Annotated in this window: 16 protein-coding genes; 10 read left to right on the forward strand and 6 right to left on the reverse strand. The window is 66.4% G+C overall.

The window, feature by feature from the left end; translation table 11 throughout:
• Nucleotides 1–21: 21 nt before the first annotated feature.
• A complete protein-coding gene (locus tag ACG10_RS00580) occupies nucleotides 22–606 on the reverse strand; it encodes a DNA-3-methyladenine glycosylase I (protein ID WP_089166728.1) in 585 nt (194 codons plus the stop codon).
• A gap of 85 nt (nucleotides 607–691) precedes the next feature.
• Here ACG10_RS00580 and glyQ point away from each other — a divergent pair, with 85 nt between their 5' ends.
• The 6 genes from glyQ (at nucleotide 692) to ACG10_RS00610 (ending at nucleotide 7258) form a co-directional block, all read left to right on the forward strand.
• Nucleotides 692–1639: a glycine--tRNA ligase subunit alpha gene (gene glyQ, locus ACG10_RS00585; RefSeq protein ID WP_089169752.1), complete on the forward strand. Its 948-nt coding sequence runs from the start codon at nucleotides 692–694 to the stop codon at nucleotides 1637–1639.
• Nucleotides 1636–3693, forward strand: a complete 2058-nt coding sequence (glyS, locus tag ACG10_RS00590; protein WP_089166729.1) for a glycine--tRNA ligase subunit beta — start codon at nucleotides 1636–1638, stop codon at nucleotides 3691–3693. The genes glyQ and glyS overlap by 4 nt, the downstream gene beginning before the upstream one ends.
• Before the next feature lie 3 nt (nucleotides 3694–3696).
• Nucleotides 3697–4239 carry a D-glycero-beta-D-manno-heptose 1,7-bisphosphate 7-phosphatase gene (gene gmhB / locus ACG10_RS00595; protein WP_039800804.1) on the forward strand — a complete coding sequence of 181 codons (543 nt, stop codon included), beginning with the start codon at nucleotides 3697–3699 and terminating at the stop codon, nucleotides 4237–4239.
• A 6-nt stretch (nucleotides 4240–4245) separates the two neighbouring features.
• Complete coding sequence (locus ACG10_RS00600) at nucleotides 4246–5007, forward strand: lysophospholipid acyltransferase family protein (protein WP_169531078.1); 762 nt, start codon at nucleotides 4246–4248, stop codon at nucleotides 5005–5007.
• 237 nt (nucleotides 5008–5244) lie between these two features.
• Nucleotides 5245–6270, forward strand: a complete 1026-nt coding sequence (locus ACG10_RS00605; RefSeq protein ID WP_232487158.1) for a hypothetical protein — start codon at nucleotides 5245–5247, stop codon at nucleotides 6268–6270.
• 106 nt (nucleotides 6271–6376) lie between these two features.
• A complete protein-coding gene (locus ACG10_RS00610; RefSeq protein WP_089166730.1) occupies nucleotides 6377–7258 on the forward strand; it encodes a Dyp-type peroxidase in 882 nt (293 codons plus the stop codon).
• Here ACG10_RS00610 and ACG10_RS00615 read toward each other — a convergent pair.
• Genes ACG10_RS00615 through aas form a run of 3 tightly spaced genes read right to left on the reverse strand, consistent with a single transcriptional unit; the run spans nucleotide 7255 to nucleotide 11122 of the window.
• The gene (locus ACG10_RS00615; protein WP_089166731.1) at nucleotides 7255–7623 is read right to left on the reverse strand and encodes a cupin domain-containing protein; all 369 of its coding nucleotides are present in this window, start codon (nucleotides 7621–7623) and stop codon (nucleotides 7255–7257) included. The two genes, ACG10_RS00610 and ACG10_RS00615, sit on opposite strands and share 4 nt — an antisense overlap.
• Nucleotides 7620–8993 carry an MFS transporter gene (locus ACG10_RS00620; protein WP_089166732.1) on the reverse strand — a complete coding sequence of 458 codons (1374 nt, stop codon included), beginning with the start codon at nucleotides 8991–8993 and terminating at the stop codon, nucleotides 7620–7622. Before ACG10_RS00620 ends, ACG10_RS00615 begins: the two co-directional genes overlap by 4 nt.
• Nucleotides 8990–11122: a bifunctional acyl-ACP--phospholipid O-acyltransferase/long-chain-fatty-acid--ACP ligase gene (gene aas / locus ACG10_RS00625; protein WP_089166733.1), complete on the reverse strand. Its 2133-nt coding sequence runs from the start codon at nucleotides 11120–11122 to the stop codon at nucleotides 8990–8992. Before aas ends, ACG10_RS00620 begins: the two co-directional genes overlap by 4 nt.
• A 119-nt stretch (nucleotides 11123–11241) precedes the next feature.
• Between aas and ACG10_RS00630 the strand changes: the two genes are divergently transcribed.
• Complete coding sequence (locus ACG10_RS00630; RefSeq protein ID WP_089166734.1) at nucleotides 11242–11979, forward strand: helix-turn-helix domain-containing protein; 738 nt, start codon at nucleotides 11242–11244, stop codon at nucleotides 11977–11979.
• 117 nt (nucleotides 11980–12096) lie between these two features.
• Here ACG10_RS00630 and ACG10_RS00635 read toward each other — a convergent pair whose 3' ends face one another.
• Both ACG10_RS00635 and ACG10_RS00640 read right to left on the reverse strand, forming a co-directional pair.
• Nucleotides 12097–12660, reverse strand: coding sequence for a hypothetical protein (locus tag ACG10_RS00635; RefSeq protein WP_089166735.1), 564 nt, complete (start codon nucleotides 12658–12660; stop codon nucleotides 12097–12099).
• A gap of 33 nt (nucleotides 12661–12693) precedes the next feature.
• On the reverse strand, nucleotides 12694–13557 hold the full coding sequence (locus tag ACG10_RS00640) for an SIR2 family protein (RefSeq protein ID WP_089166736.1): 864 nt from the start codon (nucleotides 13555–13557) through the stop codon (nucleotides 12694–12696).
• Nucleotides 13558–14009: 452 nt separating this feature from the next.
• On the opposite strand from ACG10_RS00640, the gene nifH reads away from it, so the two are divergent.
• The 3 genes from nifH to nifK all read left to right on the forward strand — a co-directional run bounded on the left by nifH (nucleotide 14010) and on the right by nifK (nucleotide 18157).
• On the forward strand, nucleotides 14010–14882 hold the full coding sequence (gene nifH, locus ACG10_RS00645) for a nitrogenase iron protein (protein WP_089166737.1): 873 nt from the start codon (nucleotides 14010–14012) through the stop codon (nucleotides 14880–14882).
• Between the two features lie 123 nt (nucleotides 14883–15005).
• On the forward strand, nucleotides 15006–16484 hold the full coding sequence (nifD, locus tag ACG10_RS00650) for a nitrogenase molybdenum-iron protein alpha chain (protein WP_039800831.1): 1479 nt from the start codon (nucleotides 15006–15008) through the stop codon (nucleotides 16482–16484).
• A gap of 101 nt (nucleotides 16485–16585) precedes the next feature.
• On the forward strand, nucleotides 16586–18157 hold the full coding sequence (gene nifK, locus ACG10_RS00655) for a nitrogenase molybdenum-iron protein subunit beta (RefSeq protein ID WP_089166738.1): 1572 nt from the start codon (nucleotides 16586–16588) through the stop codon (nucleotides 18155–18157).
• Nucleotides 18158–18176 lie beyond the last annotated feature (19 nt).

The raw sequence follows: 18176 nt of genomic DNA on the forward strand, positions 1-18176 counted from the left end.
GCCTTTGGTCGGAGGTGCCGCTCAGCGGCGTGGCGCGGGGATGGGCCGGGCGGCCGGCACTGCCAGTTCGGCATGGCGGTCGCAGTCGACGGTGTGGTCCATGACCATCCCGCACGCCTGCATGAAGGCATAGCAGATGGTCGGACCGACGAAGGCGAAGCCGGCCTTCTTCAGCGCCCGGCTGAGCGCCACGGCCTCCGGGGTGGTCGCCGGCACCTCGGCCGGCGTGCGGAAGCGGTTGATCCGCGGCGCGCCGCCGACGAACGACCACAGCCAGCCGGCCGGGTCCTCGAGCCGCAGCCAGGCGCGGGCGTTCTGCCGGGCCGCCTCGAGCTTGCGGCGGTTGCGGATGATGCCGGGGTCCTGCAGCAGGCGCTCGATCCCGGCATCGTCGAGGACAGCCAGGCGCCCGACATCGAAACCGAACAGCACCCGGCGGTAGTGCTCGCGTTTCTTCAGCACGGTGAACCAGGACAGTCCGGCCTGGAATCCCTCCAGAAGCAGCAGCTCGAACAGGCGTTGCGGATCGTCCAGGGGCACGCCCCATTCCGCGTCGTGATAGGCCTGGTACAGCGGGTCGTCGGAGCACCAGAAGCAGCGTGGCATGGGCGTTCGCATCAGGGTGGAGGCCGCCGGGAATCGGGTATACTCGCAGCCCTTTACGTCGCAGCCTCAGGACAGGGTGATTTTTGTGAGCCAGACTACGCCTGCCGTGCGCACCTTCCAAGACCTGATTCTCGCCCTGCAGAACTACTGGGCCGAACAGGGTTGCGTGGTGCTGCAGCCCTACGATATGGAAGTGGGCGCCGGCACCTTCCACACCGCCACCTTTCTGCGCGCCATCGGCCCGGAAACCTGGAACGCCGCCTACGTGCAGCCTTCGCGCCGTCCGGCCGACGGTCGCTACGGCGAGAACCCCAACCGCCTGCAGCACTACTACCAGTTCCAGGTGGTCCTGAAACCCAACCCGGACGACATCCAGGATCTCTACCTGGAATCCCTGCGGCGCATCGGCATCGACACCCACGTGCACGACGTGCGCTTCGTCGAGGACAACTGGGAGTCGCCGACCCTGGGCGCCTGGGGCCTGGGCTGGGAAGTCTGGCTGAACGGCATGGAAGTCACCCAGTTCACCTACTTCCAGCAGGTCGGCGGCGTCGAGTGCTACCCGGTCACCGGCGAGATCACCTACGGCCTGGAGCGCCTGGCCATGTACCTGCAGGGCGTCGATTCGGTGTACGACCTGGTGTGGACCGACGGCCCGTTCGGCAAGGTCACCTACGGCGACGTGTTCCACCAGAACGAGGTGGAGCAGTCCACCTACAACTTCGAGCACGCCAACGTGGCCAAGCTGTTCGAGCTGTTCGACTTCTACGAGTCCGAGGCCAACCGCCTGATCGAGCTGGAGCTGCCGCTGCCGACCTACGAGATGGTCCTCAAGGCCTCGCATACCTTCAACCTGCTGGACGCCCGCCGCGCCATCTCGGTGACCGAGCGCCAGCGCTACATCCTGCGCGTGCGCACCCTGGCCCGCGCCGTGGCGCAGAGCTACCTGCTGGCGCGCGCCAAGCTCGGCTTCCCGATGGCCCCCCCCGAACTGCGTGACGAAGTCCTGGCCAAGCTGGAGGCTGCAGAATGAGTGCACAAGATTTCCTGGTCGAACTGGGCAGCGAAGAGCTGCCGCCGAAAGCCCTGAAGAACCTCGCCGCCGCCTTCCTCGCCGGCATCGAGAAGGGGCTGGCCAGCGCCGGCCTCGACTACCGGGTCGCCCGCGTCTACGCCGCGCCGCGCCGCCTGGCGGTGCTGGTCGAGCAACTGTCCACCCAGCAGCCGGACCGCACCCAGAACCTCGACGGCCCGCCGCTGGCGGCCGCCTTCGACGCCGAGGGCAATCCGACCCAGGCCGCCCTCGGCTTCGCCCGCAAGTGCGGCGTCGAGCTGAGCGAGATCGACAGCAGCGGCGCCAAGCTGCGCTACAGCCGCCAGATTCCCGGCCAGCCGGCCGCCGCGCTGCTGCCGGCGATCGTCCAGGCCTCGCTCGACGAGCTGCCGATTCCCAAGCGCATGCGCTGGGGCGCGCGCAAGGACGAGTTCGTCCGCCCGAGCCAGTGGCTGGTGATGCTGCTCGGCAACCAGGTGGTCGACTGCGAGATCCTCGCCCAGAAGGCCGGCCGCGAATCCATGGGCCACCGCTTCCACCACCCGGACGCGGTGCGCATCAGCCAGCCGTCCAGCTACCTGGAAGACCTGCGCAGCGCCTACGTGCTGGCCGACTTCGCCGAGCGCCGCGAGCTGATCGCCGGCTGCGTCGCCGAACTGGCCGCGCAGCAGCAGGGCAGCGCCATCGTTCCCGAGGAGCTGCTCGACGAGGTGACCGCGCTGGTCGAATGGCCGGTGCCCCTGGTCTGCTCCTTCGAGGAACGCTTCCTCGCCGTGCCCCAGGAAGCGCTGATCTCCACCATGCAGGACAACCAGAAGTACTTCTGCCTGCTGGATGCCAATGGCAAGCTGCTGCCGCGCTTCATCACCGTGGCCAACATCGAGAGCAAGGACCCGGCGCAAATCGTCGCCGGCAACGAGAAGGTGGTGCGCCCGCGGCTGACCGACGCCGAGTTCTTCTTCAACCAGGACAAGCGGCAGAGTCTGGAAAGCTTCAACCAGCGCCTGGCCAGCGTGGTCTTCCAGGCCCAGCTGGGCAGCGTGCTGGACAAGGCCGAACGCGTCTCGCGGCTGGCCGGTTTCATCGCCGAACGCATCGGCGGCAATCCGGAGCACGCCATCCGTGCCGGCATCCTGTCGAAGAGCGACCTGGCCAGCGAGATGGTCAGCGAATTCCCCGAGCTGCAGGGCATCGCCGGCTATCACTACGCGCTCAACGACGGCGAGCCGGAAGACGTCGCCCGCGCCCTCGACGAGCAGTACATGCCGCGCGGCGCCGGCGCCCAGCTGCCGTCGACGCTGACCGGCGCCGCGGTGGCGATGGCCGACAAGCTCGACACCCTGGTCGGCATCTTCGGCATCGGCATGCCGCCCACCGGCAGCAAGGACCCCTATGCCCTGCGCCGGGCCGCCCTGGGCATCCTGCGCATCCTCATCGAGAAGCAGCTGGACCTGAACCTCGAGGAGGCCAGCCACTTCGCGGTCGCCCAGTACGGCACCAAGGTCAAGGCCGCCGGCCTCGCCGAGCAGGTCAGCGAGTTCGTCTTCGACCGCCTGCGCGCGCGCTACGAGGACGAGGGCGTCGACGTCTCCAGCTACCTGGCGGTGCGTGCCCTGCAGCCGGCCTCGGCCTACGACCTGGACCTGCGCGTGCAGGCGGTGCAGGCCTTCCGCCGGCTGCCGGAAGCCGAGGCGCTGGCCGCGGTGAACAAGCGCGTCTCCAACCTGCTCGGCAAGTACGAGGGCAAGCTGCCGGCGACCATCGAAGCCCGCTACTTCGACAACGCCTGCGAGTTCTCCCTGTACTCGGCACTGCAGCAGGCCCAGCACGCGGTCCGGCCGCTGGCCGCCGAGCGCCGCTACCGCGAGGCGCTGGAGCGCCTGGCCAGCCTGCGCGATCCGGTGGACGCCTACTTCGAGGCGGTGCTGGTCAACGCCGAGGACCCGGCGATCCGCGCCAACCGCCACGCCATGCTGGCGCAGCTGCGCGGCCTGTTCCTCTGCGTCGCCGACATCTCCGTGCTGGGACAGTGAGCGATGAAGCTGATCGTGCTCGATCGCGACGGGGTCATCAATGAGGACTCCGACGCCTTCGTCAAATCCGCGGAGGAATGGATTCCGATCCCCGGCTCCATCGAGGCGATCGCTCGTCTGAGCAAGGCCGGCTGGACGGTGGCGGTCGCCACCAACCAGTCGGGCCTGGCCCGCGGCCTGTTCGACATGACCGCCCTCACCGACATGCACCTGAAGCTGCAGCAACTGGTGATGGAGCAGGGCGGGCGGGTCGACCTGATCGTGCACTGCCCGCATGGCCCGCAGGACGGCTGCAACTGCCGCAAGCCGCTGCCCGGCATGTTCCGCAGCATCGCCGAACACTTCCGGTTGCCCGACCTGAAGGGCGTGCCGGTGGTCGGCGACAGCCACCGCGACCTGCACGCCGGCCTGGTGCTCGGCGGCAGCCCCTATCTGGTGAAGACCGGCAAGGGCCTGCGCACCCTGCAAAACATCCTGCCGCCCGGCACCCAGGTGTTCGATGACCTGGCGGCCGTCGTCGATCATCTTCTCAAGGCCGATGGCTGAGCCCCCATGCAATCCCTTCGCATTCCGATCTTCTATCTGCTGCTGTCCCTGAGCACCGTCATCTGGTGCCTGATCAGCCTGGTGGTCGCGGCCTTCCTGCCGTTCCGCGCCCGCTACCGTTTCGTCGTGCAGACCTGGTGCCGCTGCGCCGTCTGGCTGGCCTGGCACATCCTCGGCATCCGCTATGAACTGCATGGCGTGGAGAGCATCCCCCAGCGCCCCTGCGTGATCCTCGCCAAGCACCAGAGCACCTGGGAAACCTTCTTCCTCTCCGCCTACTTCGAGCCGCTCAGCCAGGTGCTCAAGCGCGAGTTGCTGCGCGTCCCGTTCTTCGGCTGGGCGATCGCCCTGCTCAAGCCGATCGCCATCGACCGCGGCAACCCCAAGGCGGCGCTCAAGCAACTGGCCGAGCAGGGCCGCAAGCGCCTGGAGCAGGGCGCCTGGGTGCTGATCTTCCCCGAGGGCACCCGCGTGCCGGTCGGCCAGATCGGCAAGTTCTCCCGCGGTGGCGCCGCCCTCGCGGTAAACGCCGGCCTGCCGGTGCTGCCGGTCGCCCACGATGCCGGCCTCTACTGGCCCAAGGAAGGCTGGGGCAAGACCCCCGGCACCGTCCGGGTGGTCTTCGGCCCGCCGCTGCAGGCCGAGGGCGAGGGCCCGCGGGCCATCGCCGACCTCAACGAGCGCGCCTTCGCCTGGGTCGAGCAGACCCAGCGGCAGCTCGGCGTCCTGGCCGACAACCCGGTGGTGGATGGACCGGCCAAGGTTTAACATCCCGGCATGCACTCCGGACCAGGCCGTCTCCCATGTCGACCTTCCCGTGGACGAAGTCCGCTGCCGCCGGGCCTCGTTCCACGTGGAACCCCTGCACGGCATGCCGCCCCATAGATCCTCTCGCCAGACCAGACGTAGCCGGAACCTTCCCATGGATTACACCGCCCAATGCCGTCGCCACCGCTTCCCCTGCCGTCGAACCGGCAGGAAGTCCGCGCGCGGGATGTCCTTGTCATGACGGCCGACGGAACCGTTCCGCTGCCGGAGGCGCTGGTCGAAGAAGGCACGCTGTTCTTCCTGCCGTTGCCGCAGCTCCTGGCACTGCTCAACCTGCCGGCAGCGGGCGCGCTGCCGGACGACGCGTCCGGCGGCGCCGGCTCCTGGCCTGCCCATGCGCAGTGGCAGCGGCTGCTGGCCGATGGCCTGTTCGCCCATCCTGCCGCCCAGGACTACTGGCAGCAGCGCCTGGAGGAAGAGCACCGGCTGGCCGGCCAGATCCTGCCGCAGCAGGACGCCCTCGAGCGGCTGCGCTGCCTGACCCTCAGCCCGCTGGCCGGCGAACTCGGTTGCCCGCCGGCCGGCGAGCGCCTGCGCCGCCATCTGCAGGAGGCCTCGGAAACCGACGCCCTGCTGGAAAGCGAGCTGCTGCTCGAGACCCGGCTCGCCGACGTGTTCGCCGCGGCGCTGCGCCTGGCGGCCTGGCGGGTGGTCGATCTCAGCCTCCAGCACTGGGAGCTGCTGAGCGGGGACGGCGAGCAGGACGAGGTGCTGCTCGAGCGCTTTCTGCCGGCCTTCGATGCCGAGGGCGGGCAGTGGAGCAACCCGGTGGAGGACTATCTCGCCCATCTCGCCGGCATGCTCGGCTGTGGCTGTCCGGAGCAGCCGTCCGACTGCAGCGGCCTGGCCAGGGTCTGGGCCGGCGAGAGGGCCGATGCCCAGGCCCGGGAACACCTGCTCGGCGCCTGGCGGCAGGGGCGCCGCCGGGCGGACGCCCGGACAGTCGCCGGGTTGATGAATGCCGTCCTGCGCCGGCTCCTCGGCGGCGGGGAGGGAGAGGCGCCGGGCGATCTCGCCTTCGGCCGGCAGCTGCTCTGCGAATCCTTCCGCTTCGCGGAAAGCTGTGCCTACCTGCAGCGAACCCTGGGCCGGTTGGGCATGGCGGACGGATCTATCGCCGAAATCTTCGCCGTCTACCGCAGCGAATACCGCCGGGCGCGGGCCGCGCTGGGCCGGCCCCTGGCAGAAGACGGCGGAGCCTGAGCGCCGCCGCTCCATTCCAGCGGGGGGCTCCTCCCCTGGCTGCGGAGCCGGCAGGAACTCCGGCACAATGGCCTTTCGGAATCAGCACTTTTCTGAAGGAGCCGTCATGACAGTTTCCCAGCCGGGCATCCTGGCCGCCGTACCCTCGCAGGCACGCCACCTGTTCTTCTCCCTCGAATCGGCAGATGCCCTGCCTGTCGCGCTCGACCGGCTCGGCAGCCTGGCCGACGGCGAGACGATCGTCGTCGGCCTCGGCGCATCGCTGCTGCAGGCACAGGGGCGCCAGCTGGCCGGCCTGCGCGTGTTCCCGGCGCTGAGCGGCGCCGGCGTGGACGTCCCCTCGACCCAGCATGCCCTGTGGTGCTGGCTGCGCGGCGAGGATCGCGGCGAGCTGCTACAACTCGGCCGCCAGCTCGTCGCCGCCCTGGCCCCGGCCCTGCGCCTGGTGCAGAGCAGCGACGCCTTCCGCTACCGGGAGGGCCGCGACCTGACCGGCTACGAGGACGGCACCGAAAACCCCGAAGGCGAAAAAGCTGTCGCGGCCGCCATCGTCGGTGCGGGTCCCGAGGGCGAGCGGGGTGGCAGCTTCGCCGCCGTGCAGCACTGGGTGCACGACCTCGACCATTTCGGCAGCCTGTCGCCGGACCAGCAGGACCATATCGTCGGCCGGCGCCAGAGCGACAACGAGGAGTTGGAGGACGCGCCGGCCTCCGCCCACGTCAAGCGCACCGCCCAGGAAAGCTTCGCCCCGGAGGCCTTCGTCGTGCGCCGCTCGATGCCCTGGAACGACGACCGCCAGGCCGGCCTGCTGTTCCTCGCCTTCGGCCACAGCCTCGATGCCTTCGAAGCCCAGCTGCGCCGCATGGCCGGTCTGGAGGATGGCATCAGCGATGCGCTGTTCCGCTTCAGCAAGCCGGTCAGCGGTGGCTACTACTGGTGCCCGCCGCTGCGCGAGGGGCGGCTGGATCTGCGGGCGGTGCCGGGCTAGTCCCCCAGCGCCTCGTAGCAGGCGGGGGTGAAGCGCGGCGTGCAGAGGCAGTAGAAGGCCAGTTCGCGGTCGCCGGTATTGGCGATCTGCTGCGTGGTGCCGGCCGGGATGACCACCAGATCGCCGGGACCCACCGCCTCGGGCAGTTGCCGGCCGAGGCTGACCAGGCCTTCGCCGTGGAGGATCAGGTAGCGCTCGTCGACCCCGTGCAGGCGGTGCAGCTGGGTGGTCTCGCCCGGCGCCACCGTCGCCAGGGCGATGGACAGCGCCGGGTCGCCGGCACTGTTGCACAGCTCGAGGATGCGGCAGCGTTCCGTGGTCAGGAAGGCCGCGGCGGGATCGGCCCGCAGGATGGCCGGCTTCATGGCCGTTCCTCCGGTTTTTCCGCGGCTGCCGACGGGCGTGGTGCGCCGCGTCGCAGCAGGCCGCCGAGGCCCGGCAGGCAGGCGGCAAAGCGGCGCAGGAAGTCCGGCTGCAGGCGGAACAGGCAGAGCGCCACCGCGGCGTTGGCCAGCGCGGCGATGCCGAACAGCACGGGGATCGACAGGCCCGCCGCCAGCAGGAGCGCCGCCGCGAGGGCGCCCGCGACCATGAACAGGGCGTTGAGGATGTTGTTGGCGGCGACCACCCGCGCGCGCTGCGCGGCGGCCGAGCGCAGCTGCATCAGGGCGTACAGCGGGACGATGAACAGGCCGCCGAACAGGCCGAGGGCGAACAGGTCGGCGAGCACGCGCAGGGTGCCCGGCGCCGCCAGCAGCGCGGCCAGGTCGAGCGTGACGCGCGGCGCCGCGGCAGGCGAGGCGAGGGCCAGGTCGAGGCCGGCCAGGCTGAGGCCGAGGGCACCCAGAGGCACCAGGCCGATCTCCACATGCTGCTTCGAAAGGCGTGCGCAGAGCAGCGAGCCGCTGCCGATGCCGAGGGTGAAGACGGCGAGCAGCAGGGTCACGCCGCCCTCCGCGGCGCCGAGCACGTCCTTGGTGTAGGCCGGGAGCTGGGCGAGCAGCAGAGCGCCGTACAGCCAGAACCAGGAGATGCCGAGGATCGCCAGGAACACCAGGCGGTCGGCGCGGGCGAAGCCGATGCCGCGCCAGGTTTCGCCGAGCGGGTTGGGATTCAGGCGCAGGCCGGGTTCCGGCGGCAGCGCCACCGGGATGCGCAGGCTGCCGAGGTAGCCGACCACGGCGACGACCAGGCAGCCGGCGGTGATCCACAGGGTGCCGCCTTCGACGCCGGCGAGCAGGCCGCCGGACAGGGTGCCGACCAGGATGGCGACGAAGGTGCCGGCCTCGATCAGCGCATTGCCGCCGACCAGCTCGGCCTCGCCCAGGTGCTGGGGCAGGATGGCGTACTTCACCGGGCCGAACAGGGTCGATTGCAGGCCGAGGAGGAACAGGCTGGCCAGCAGGATCTCCAGGCTGTGCAGCCAGAAGCCGGCGCCGGCGAGCAGCACGATGAGGATCTCCAGCAGCTTGACCCAGCGCGCCAGCAGGGCCTTGTCGTACTTGTCGGCCAGCTGCCCGGCGCTCGCCGAGAACAGGAAGAACGGCAGGATGAACAGGCCGGCCGCCAGGTTGGCCAGGAGGCCGGGGGACAGGCTGGTCCACTGCGTGGTCTGGAAGGTCAGCAGGACCACCAGGGCGTTCTTGAACAGGTTGTCGTTGAAGGCGCCGAGGAACTGGGTGACGAACAGCGGGCCGAAGCGGCGGGTCCTGAGCAGGGAAAGGGAAGAACTCATGCGGGAATCTCCTCGGCCATGCGCTTGAGGCTCTGGTAGTCGGTCTTGCCGGTGCCGAGCAGGGGCAGTGCGTCGATCCGGCGAATCACGCGCGGCACTGCCAGCTCCGGCAGGCCGAGCGCCCGGGCGGTGGCGAGCAGGCGTTCGCGGCCGAGCTCCGGGGCGGTGGTGAAGAGTACCAGTGCTTCGCCGCGGGCGGCGTCGCTGCGTGTCGCCGCGGCGTGGATGAAGTCCGGGGCGGCGCTTGCGGCGAGGCCTTCCACCGCTTCCAGGGAGATCATCTCGCCGGCGATCTTGGCGAAGCGCTTGAGGCGGCCGCGGATGTACAGGAAGCCGTCGGCGTCGACGCTGGCGATGTCGCCGGTGGCATACCAGCCGGGGCGGATCGCCGGCGGCGGCTGGATGACCCCGGGCTGGTCGAACAGCAGGTAGCCCTTGAGCAGGTTCGGTCCCTTCAGGTGCAGGGCGCCGCCCTCGACGATGCCGGGCACCGGCTCCAGCTCGTAGTCGATGCCGGGCAGCAGCTGGCCGACGCTGCCGTTGCGGCAGGCCATCGGCACGTTGACCGCCACCACCGGCGCGCACTCGGTGACCCCGTAGCCCTCGAGGATGCGGATGCCGAACTTGTCGAGCCAGTGCTCGCGAACGCTCTCGGCCAGCCGCTCGGCGCCGGCGATCACGTAGCGCAGGCGGCCGAAGTCGTAGGGATGGGCGAACTTGGCGTAGTTGCCGAGGAAGGTCGAGGTGCCGAACAGCACGGTGCAGTTGCGGTCGTAGACCAGCTCGGGGATGACCCGGTAGTGCAGCGGGTTGGGGTAGAGGAACACCTGGCAGCCGGACACCAGCGGCAGCAGCGCGCCGCAGGTCAGGCCGAAGGCGTGGAACAGCGGCAGGGCCATCATGAACTTGTCCTGCGGGGTGAAGTCGGCCACCGCGCGGATCTGTGCGACGTTGGCCAGCAGCGAGGCATGCGAGTGGACCACGCCCTTGGGCTTGCCTTCCGAGCCCGAGGTGAACAGCACCACGGCGGCATCCTCGGGCTGCTGGGGCAGCGCGGCGTGGCGCGGAAAGGCCAGGTGCCAGAGCAGCCACAGGCGGTCGGCGAGACCGAAGTCGGCCTGCAGATCCTCCAGGTAGTGCACGCGGATCTCCGTCACGGCGGCGAGCAGCGGGCCGAGATGCGCCTTCTCGACGAAGGTGCGCGAGGCGACGATGGTCTTGATGTCGGCGGCCTGGCAGGCGGCGCGCAGCCCCTCGGGGCCGGCCGTGTAGTTGAGCAGGGCGGGGATGCGCCGGCCGAGCGACAGGCCGAGCAGCAGGCCGAGGGTCGGCGCGGCGTTGGGGGCGAGCACCCCGAGCGTCTCGCCCGGTGCGCTCAGGCGCGAGGTCAGGCGGGCCAGGGCCAGCGCCATCTTCAGCAGCGAGCCGTAGGTCTCCTCCTGCAGTCGGATGTCCTCCACCAGCCGGTACTGCGTGCCGAAGGTCGCCTTGGCGTCGAGGAAGGCCTTGTAGAGGGTGCGCGGCGGGCGGGTGGCGACCAGCATGTCGAGCAGGATGTGGCGCATCAGCTCGCCGGCGCGGCGGCGGCGCAGCCGGGCCGAGGGCAGCGCGGGCATGGGGATGCGCTGCGGCGGGCGGATTGCGATGCGCATCCTGGGAAACGCCTGGCGCGGGAACACGCCGGCCAGGCGGCCGAAGTAGCTGCGCGCGGCGCCGTCGATGCGCACCGGCACCACGGTGGCGCCGGTCTTGGCGGCGACGAAGGCGGCGCCGTCGTAGACCTTCATCAGCGAGCCGGTGCGGGTGATCCGTCCTTCCGGGAAGATCGCCACGGGCCGTCCGCTTTCCACCAGCCTGACGATCTGCTTGATCGCCAGCGGGCTGCTCGGGTCGACCGTGAGGTGCGGCACGAAGCGCAGCAGGAAGCGGAACAGCGGGCGGCTGGCGACCTGGGTGTGCACCACGAACACCGCATCCACCGGCAGGAACACGCCGAGCAGCAGGCCGTCGAGGAAGGATTCATGGTTGGCGACGATCAGCGTGCGCGGATCGCCGAAGACGTTGCGGTCGCCCTGGACCTCGACCCGGAAGAGGATCTTGAGGAGCAGGCGCAGAAGGGGCTTGAGCATGATCGATCCCTGGCATGGAGGAGCCGCCAGCATGGCGACTCATGGATGAAAGCGAAACCTTGTCGGAAAAAGTCGTGCAGAATTGCCAGACAAGTAGCGGAAAACGATACCTTTGTCCGATGAGCGAACTCGACCGCCTGGTAGGCACCCTCAAGCAGCGCCTGAAACTCCAGGGCATCACCTATCGCGAGCTGGGCACGCGCCTCGGGCTGTCCGAGGCGAGCGTCAAGCGTATGTTCGCAACCCGACGTTTCAGTCTCGACCGGCTGCTCGAGATCGGCCACCTGCTCGGCTTCAGCCTGGCCGAGCTGACCCAGGAGGCGGCGCTGAGCGGCACCCGCCTGCACACCCTGAGCGAAGTCCAGGAGCGCGAGCTGGTCTCCGACGAGAAGCTGCTGCTGGTGGCGGTCTGCGTGCTGAACCACTGGACGTTCGACGAGATCCTCGCCGTCTACCGGCTCGGCGAGGCGGAGTGCATCCAGCGCCTGGCCCGGCTGGACCGCCTGCGCCTGCTCGACCTGCTGCCGGGCAACCGCGTGCGCCTCAACGTCGCGCGGGATTTCGACTGGCTGCCCGCAGGGCCGATCCGCAGCTTCTTCCGTCGCCAGGGATTGGGGGATTTCCTGCACAGCGACTTCGCCGCCGCGGACGAGGTCATGGCCTTTTCCCACGGCATGCTCACCGAGTCGGCGCTGGCCAAGCTGCAGGCGGAGATCCGCACGCTGCGCCGGCGTTTCGCCGAGTTGCACGAGGAAAGCCTGGCCGCGCCGCTGGCGAAGCGGCATGGCACCGGGATGCTGCTGGCATTGCGCGAGTGGGAGCTGGGTGCCTTCACCCGGCTGCGGCGCAGGGCCTGAGCGGGCGAGGGAAAAGCGGGGGGCCGGAAAGAAAACTCCCCCTGCGGGGAGGGGGAGTGGCGAACAGGCCTAGTGGGGCATCCTTGCCGAAAGAAAAAGGAAAAACCGTGCGGTCGATTAAACCGGGCCGCGGTGCTCGCGCTGAACGGTGGAGACGAAGCTGATGGCGTCGGCGAAGGCGACGGTTTCGTACTTCGGCTTGTAGTCGGCCAGGCCCTGGGCCATGGTGATGACCTTGTCTTCGGCGCTCTGGCCCTTGAAGTCTTCCTTGTCCAGCTTCAGGTCGTCCATCATGGTGTTCCAGATGGCGCCTTCTTCGTGTGGCTGAAGGATCATCTTGACGCCGTCCAGCTCGGTGTAGACCGGCTTGCTCAGGTTGCTCACGTAGAAGATCACCTGTACGTCGGCAGCCAGGTCGCCCTTGTAGCGCTCGAAGAAGGGCTGGATGTGGGCCAGTTGTTCCAGGCCACCGGAAACCATGCTCAGCTTGTCGTTCTTGAACAGCAGGCCGGCTTGCTTCAGCACGGCTTTCGGCGGCAGGCGGCGGCCGGCGTCGTCGGCGATTTCGCCTTCGATCACGACCAGGTCGCCACGGAAGGCTTCGACGCCGGCTTCGGTGGTTGCGCCCTTGACGCTGAGGTTGCACAGCAGGGATTGGTCTTCGTAGCTTTTCAACAGCATGGTTGGCTTCTCGTCTAGGTGAAGGAAGAGGAGTCAGGCCACTTCGGTGGCACTGGGGTTGGCGAGGGCGAGGAGACTGCTCCAGTCGGCCTCGATCAGTTGCAGGTTCTTGCGCTCGCAGACCTTGCGTTCTTTGTCGCTCGGCTGATCGATCAGGACCCAGCCGGCCGGTTCGGCGGCATCGTAGATCATGTCGCTCATCACCATGCGCTCGGTGTCGCGGTTGAAGTGCTGGCCGAGGAACAGGTAGCGCTTGTTCTTGCGGTGCAGCTTGATCCAGTCGGGAATCGCGAAGCCGCCCATCAGCTCGGTGATGTAGTCGACGAAGTCGGCATCGGAGGCCACGTAGCCGGGCTTGGGCAGCGGCGTGCCGTGCGGCTTGAAGATCACCGGCAGGGCGGTGTCGACCTGCTCCAGGGCGATCTTGCGGTACTTGCCGTCCGCGAAGTGGTACAGATCGAAGCGGTAAGGGGTCGCGGCGAGGCGCGCGGCGCCGACCACCAGGGTGTGCTTGCGCTCGGCAGCGATATAGCAGTGCTGCAGCTGGGTGTCGCGGTTGCAGTCGATGATATAGGGCAGGTCGAGACTGGTCAGCCACTGGTGGACCGCCGAGGGGGTCCAGTTGTCGCCGCCGTAGACCTGGGTCAGGAAGCGCTCGATGAAGCTGCGGCCCTTCTTGTTCTCCAAGTGCATGGCGGCCCGGGAGAACTCATACATAAGACGGGGCGACATCGGCTGTCCGCCGGTCATGGCGAGGATCAGGCTGTCGCTGTCGGCGGGGATCGGCTTGCCCGTGTCGCGGTCGACGACTCCACGCAGGACGCCCTGGCCCAGGTAGGGAACGATTTCGCCCGAGCCGAGCTGGGCGAGGATTTCCTTTAATAAGCTGTTGTTCACTGGACTCTCCTGCGGAAAGAAGGGCAAGAATCGACAACCACTTGCAATAACCGCGCCCAGTAGCGATATGCGAACAAGTAGCTGAAATATAAGCAATTTATGGTGTTTGGCAAGGGGGCTTGTCGCGTCTGTGGGCCATGGCGGGGCGCGGCTTCGCGACAATTGTCGGTTTTGTCACATCCAGGGGCGGGGATGGCGAGGGGGTGGGAGGTGATGTAGGGACATTGTTCGGTTGTAGCAATTACAACAGACAGCGTAGGGGTTTGTAGGTGGATTGTTATGTATCAAACCGCCTTGTCGGACCTGTCGTCAGGTATCAAATCCATTTAAATCAATAGGTTATGTGTTTGTCTCGAGTGCTGGCACAGACGCTGCATTAGGTTCAGTGCGCGGACTTGTTCAGGCTGACAAGCCGAACTTTCAAGTGGAAATGCAACCTGAGGAACTTAACTATGGCTATGCGTCAATGCGCCATCTACGGCAAGGGCGGTATCGGTAAATCCACCACCACTCAGAACCTCGTGGCGGCCCTGGCCGAGATGGGCAAGAAGGTCATGATCGTTGGTTGTGACCCGAAAGCTGACTCCACTCGCCTGATCCTGCACTCCAAGGCCCAGAACACCATCATGGAAATGGCTGCCGAAGCCGGCACCGTGGAAGATCTGGAGCTGGAAGACGTGCTGAAGGTCGGCTACGGCGGCGTCAAGTGCGTTGAGTCCGGTGGTCCGGAGCCGGGCGTTGGCTGCGCTGGCCGTGGTGTTATCACCGCGATCAACTTCCTGGAAGAGGAAGGCGCCTACGAAGACGATCTGGACTTCGTATTCTACGACGTACTGGGCGACGTGGTATGCGGTGGCTTCGCCATGCCGATCCGCGAAAACAAGGCTCAGGAAATCTACATCGTTTGCTCCGGCGAGATGATGGCCATGTACGCCGCCAACAACATCTCCAAGGGCATCGTGAAGTACGCCAACTCCGGTAGCGTGCGTCTGGGCGGCCTGATCTGCAACAGCCGTAACACCGACCGCGAAGACGAGCTGATCATCGCCCTGGCTGCCAAGCTGGGCACCCAGATGATCCACTTCGTACCGCGTGACAACGTTGTACAGCGCGCCGAAATCCGTCGTATGACCGTGATCGAATACGATCCGGCCGCCAAGCAAGCCGACGAGTACCGCACCCTGGCTCGCAAGGTTGTCGACAACAAGATGCTGGTCATCCCGAACCCGATCACCATGGACGAGCTCGAAGCTCTGCTGATGGAGTTCGGCGTTATGGAAGAAGAAGACGAGTCCATCGTCGGCAAGGCCGCTGCCGAAGAGTGATAGCTCCGCTTCAGTAGGACGGGGCAGGGCAGATGGGCCCTGCCGGAGCGTCGCACTGCGCAGTGCGCAGTGCGGCCCATCCGTTACCCGCACACGAACGCAAAGCAAGAGGAGTCATACCCAATGTCCGGTATGTCGCGCGAAGAGGTCGAATCCCTCATCCAGGAAGTCCTGGAAGTTTACCCCGAGAAAGCCCGTAAAGACCGCGCCAAGCACCTGGCCGTCAACGACCAGTCGGTGACCCAGTCGAAGAAGTGCATCACTTCCAACAAGAAGTCCCAGCCCGGTCTGATGACCATCCGTGGCTGTGCCTACGCCGGTTCCAAGGGCGTGGTCTGGGGTCCGATCAAGGACATGATCCACATCTCCCACGGCCCGGTAGGCTGCGGCCAGTATTCGCGTGCCGGCCGTCGTAACTACTACATCGGCACCACCGGCGTGAACGCTTTCGTCACCATGAACTTCACCTCGGACTTCCAGGAGAAGGACATCGTGTTCGGCGGCGACAAGAAGCTCGCCAAGCTGATCGACGAAGTGGAAACCCTGTTCCCGCTGAACAAGGGCATCTCCATCCAGTCCGAGTGCCCGATCGGCCTGATCGGCGACGACATCGAATCCGTGTCCAAGGTGAAGGGTGCCGAGCACAACACCACCGTGGTTCCGGTGCGTTGCGAAGGCTTCCGCGGCGTTTCCCAGTCCCTGGGTCACCACATCGCCAACGACGCAGTCCGTGACTGGGTCCTGGGCAACCGTGACGACGACAACAGCTTCCAAACCACTCCGTACGACGTAGCCATCATCGGTGACTACAACATCGGTGGTGACGCCTGGTCCTCGCGCATCCTGCTGGAAGAAATGGGCCTGCGTTGCGTCGCCCAGTGGTCCGGCGACGGCTCCATCGCCGAAATCGAGCTGACCCCGAAGGTCAAGCTGAACCTGGTTCACTGCTACCGCTCGATGAACTACATCTCCCGTCACATGGAAGAGAAGTACGGTATCCCATGGATGGAGTACAACTTCTTCGGCCCGACCAAGACCATCGAGTCGCTGCGTGCCATCGCCGCCAAGTTCGACGAGAGCATCCAGAAGAAGTGCGAAGAAGTCATCGCCAAGTACAAGCCTGAGTGGGAGGCGGTGGTCGCCAAGTACCGTCCGCGCCTGGAAGGCAAGCGCGTCATGCTCTACATTGGTGGTCTGCGTCCGCGTCACGTGATCGGCGCCTACGAAGATCTGGGCATGGAAGTCGTGGGTACCGGTTACGAGTTCGCTCACAACGACGACTACGACCGTACCATCAAGGAAATGGGTGACTCCACCCTGCTGTACGATGACGTCACCGGCTACGAATTCGAAGAATTCGTCAAGAAGGTCAAGCCCGACCTGATCGGCTCCGGCATCAAGGAAAAGTTCATCTTCCAGAAGATGGGCATTCCCTTCCGTCAGATGCACTCCTGGGATTATTCCGGCCCCTACCACGGCTTCGACGGCTTCGCCATCTTCGCCCGTGACATGGACATGACCCTGAACAATCCGTGCTGGAAGAAGCTGCAGGCTCCTTGGGAAGCTTCCGAAGCTGCCGAGAAAGTCGCCGCCAGCGCCTGATAGTCCGCAATCGTACGCAACGTCCGCTGTGGGCGGGCCGCCCGCCCGCAGCCGACATCCGCTATCGCCGTCCACAGATGAGTGGGGCGTAGGAGAGAGTCATGAGCCAGCAAGTCGATAACATCAAAGCCAGCTACCCGCTGTTCCTCGACGAAGATTACAAGGACATGCTTGCCAAGAAGCGCGACGGCTTCGAGGAAAAGCATCCGCAAGAGAAGATCGACGAAGTGTTCCAGTGGACCACCACTGAAGAATACAAGGAACTGAACTTCCAGCGTGAAGCGCTGACCATCAACCCGGCCAAGGCTTGCCAGCCGCTGGGCGCTGTCCTGTGCGCACTGGGCTTCGAGAAGACCATGCCCTACGTGCACGGTTCCCAGGGTTGCGTGGCCTATTTCCGCTCCTACTTCAACCGTCACTTCCGCGAGCCGGTTTCCTGCGTTTCCGACTCCATGACCGAAGACGCGGCGGTGTTCGGCGGCCAGCAGAACATGAAGGACGGTCTGCAGAACTGTAAGGCTACCTACAAGCCCGACATGATCGCAGTGTCCACCACCTGCATGGCCGAGGTCATCGGTGACGACCTCAACGCCTTCATCAACAACTCGAAGAAGGAAGGTTTCATTCCTGACGAGTACCCGGTGCCGTTCGCTCACACCCCGAGCTTCGTGGGCAGCCACGTGACCGGCTGGGACAACATGTTCGAAGGCATTGCTCGCTACTTCACCGTGAAGTCCATGGACGACAAGGTGGTTGGCAGCAACGGCAAGGTCAACATCGTCCCCGGCTTCGAAACCTACCTGGGCAACTTCCGCGTGATCAAGCGCATGCTCTCGGAAATGGGCGTAGGCTACAGCCTGCTCTCCGATCCGGAAGAAGTGCTGGATACCCCGGCTGACGGTCAGTTCCGCATGTACGCGGGCGGCACCACCCAGGAAGAGATGAAGGACGCGCCGAACGCTCTCAGCACCGTCCTGCTGCAACCCTGGCAGCTGGAGAAGACCAAGAAACTGGTCGAAGGCACCTGGAAGCACGAAGTGCCGAAGCTGAGCATCCCGATGGGGCTGGACTGGACCGACGAATTCCTGATGAAAGTCAGCGAAATCAGCGGCCAGCCGATTCCGGCAAGCCTGACCAAGGAGCGTGGCCGTCTGGTCGACATGATGACCGACTCCCACACCTGGCTGCACGGCAAGCGTTTCGCCCTGTGGGGTGACCCGGACTTTGTGATGGGCATGGTCAAGTTCCTGCTGGAACTGGGCTGCGAGCCGGTGCACATCCTGTGCAACAATGGCAGCAAGCGCTGGAAGAAGGCGGTCGACGCCATCCTCGAAGCTTCGCCCTACGGCAAGAACGCCACCGTCTACGTTGGCAAGGACCTGTGGCACCTGCGCTCGCTGGTCTTCACCGACAAGCCTGACTTCATGATCGGCAACAGCTACGGCAAGTTCATCCAGCGCGACACCCTGCACAAGGGCAAAGAGTTCGAAGTTCCGCTGATCCGTATCGGCTTCCCGATCTTCGACCGTCACCACCTGCACCGTCAGACCACCATGGGCTACGAAGGCGCCATGCAGATCCTGACCACCCTGGTGAACTCGATCCTGGAGCGTCTGGACGAGGAAACCCGCGGTATGCAGGCTACCGACTACAACCACGACCTGGTTCGCTAAGTCGTAGTTCAGTGGTCCT

This window comes from Azotobacter chroococcum (genome assembly GCF_002220155.1).
GTDB classification, from domain to species: domain Bacteria; phylum Pseudomonadota; class Gammaproteobacteria; order Pseudomonadales; family Pseudomonadaceae; genus Azotobacter; species Azotobacter chroococcum.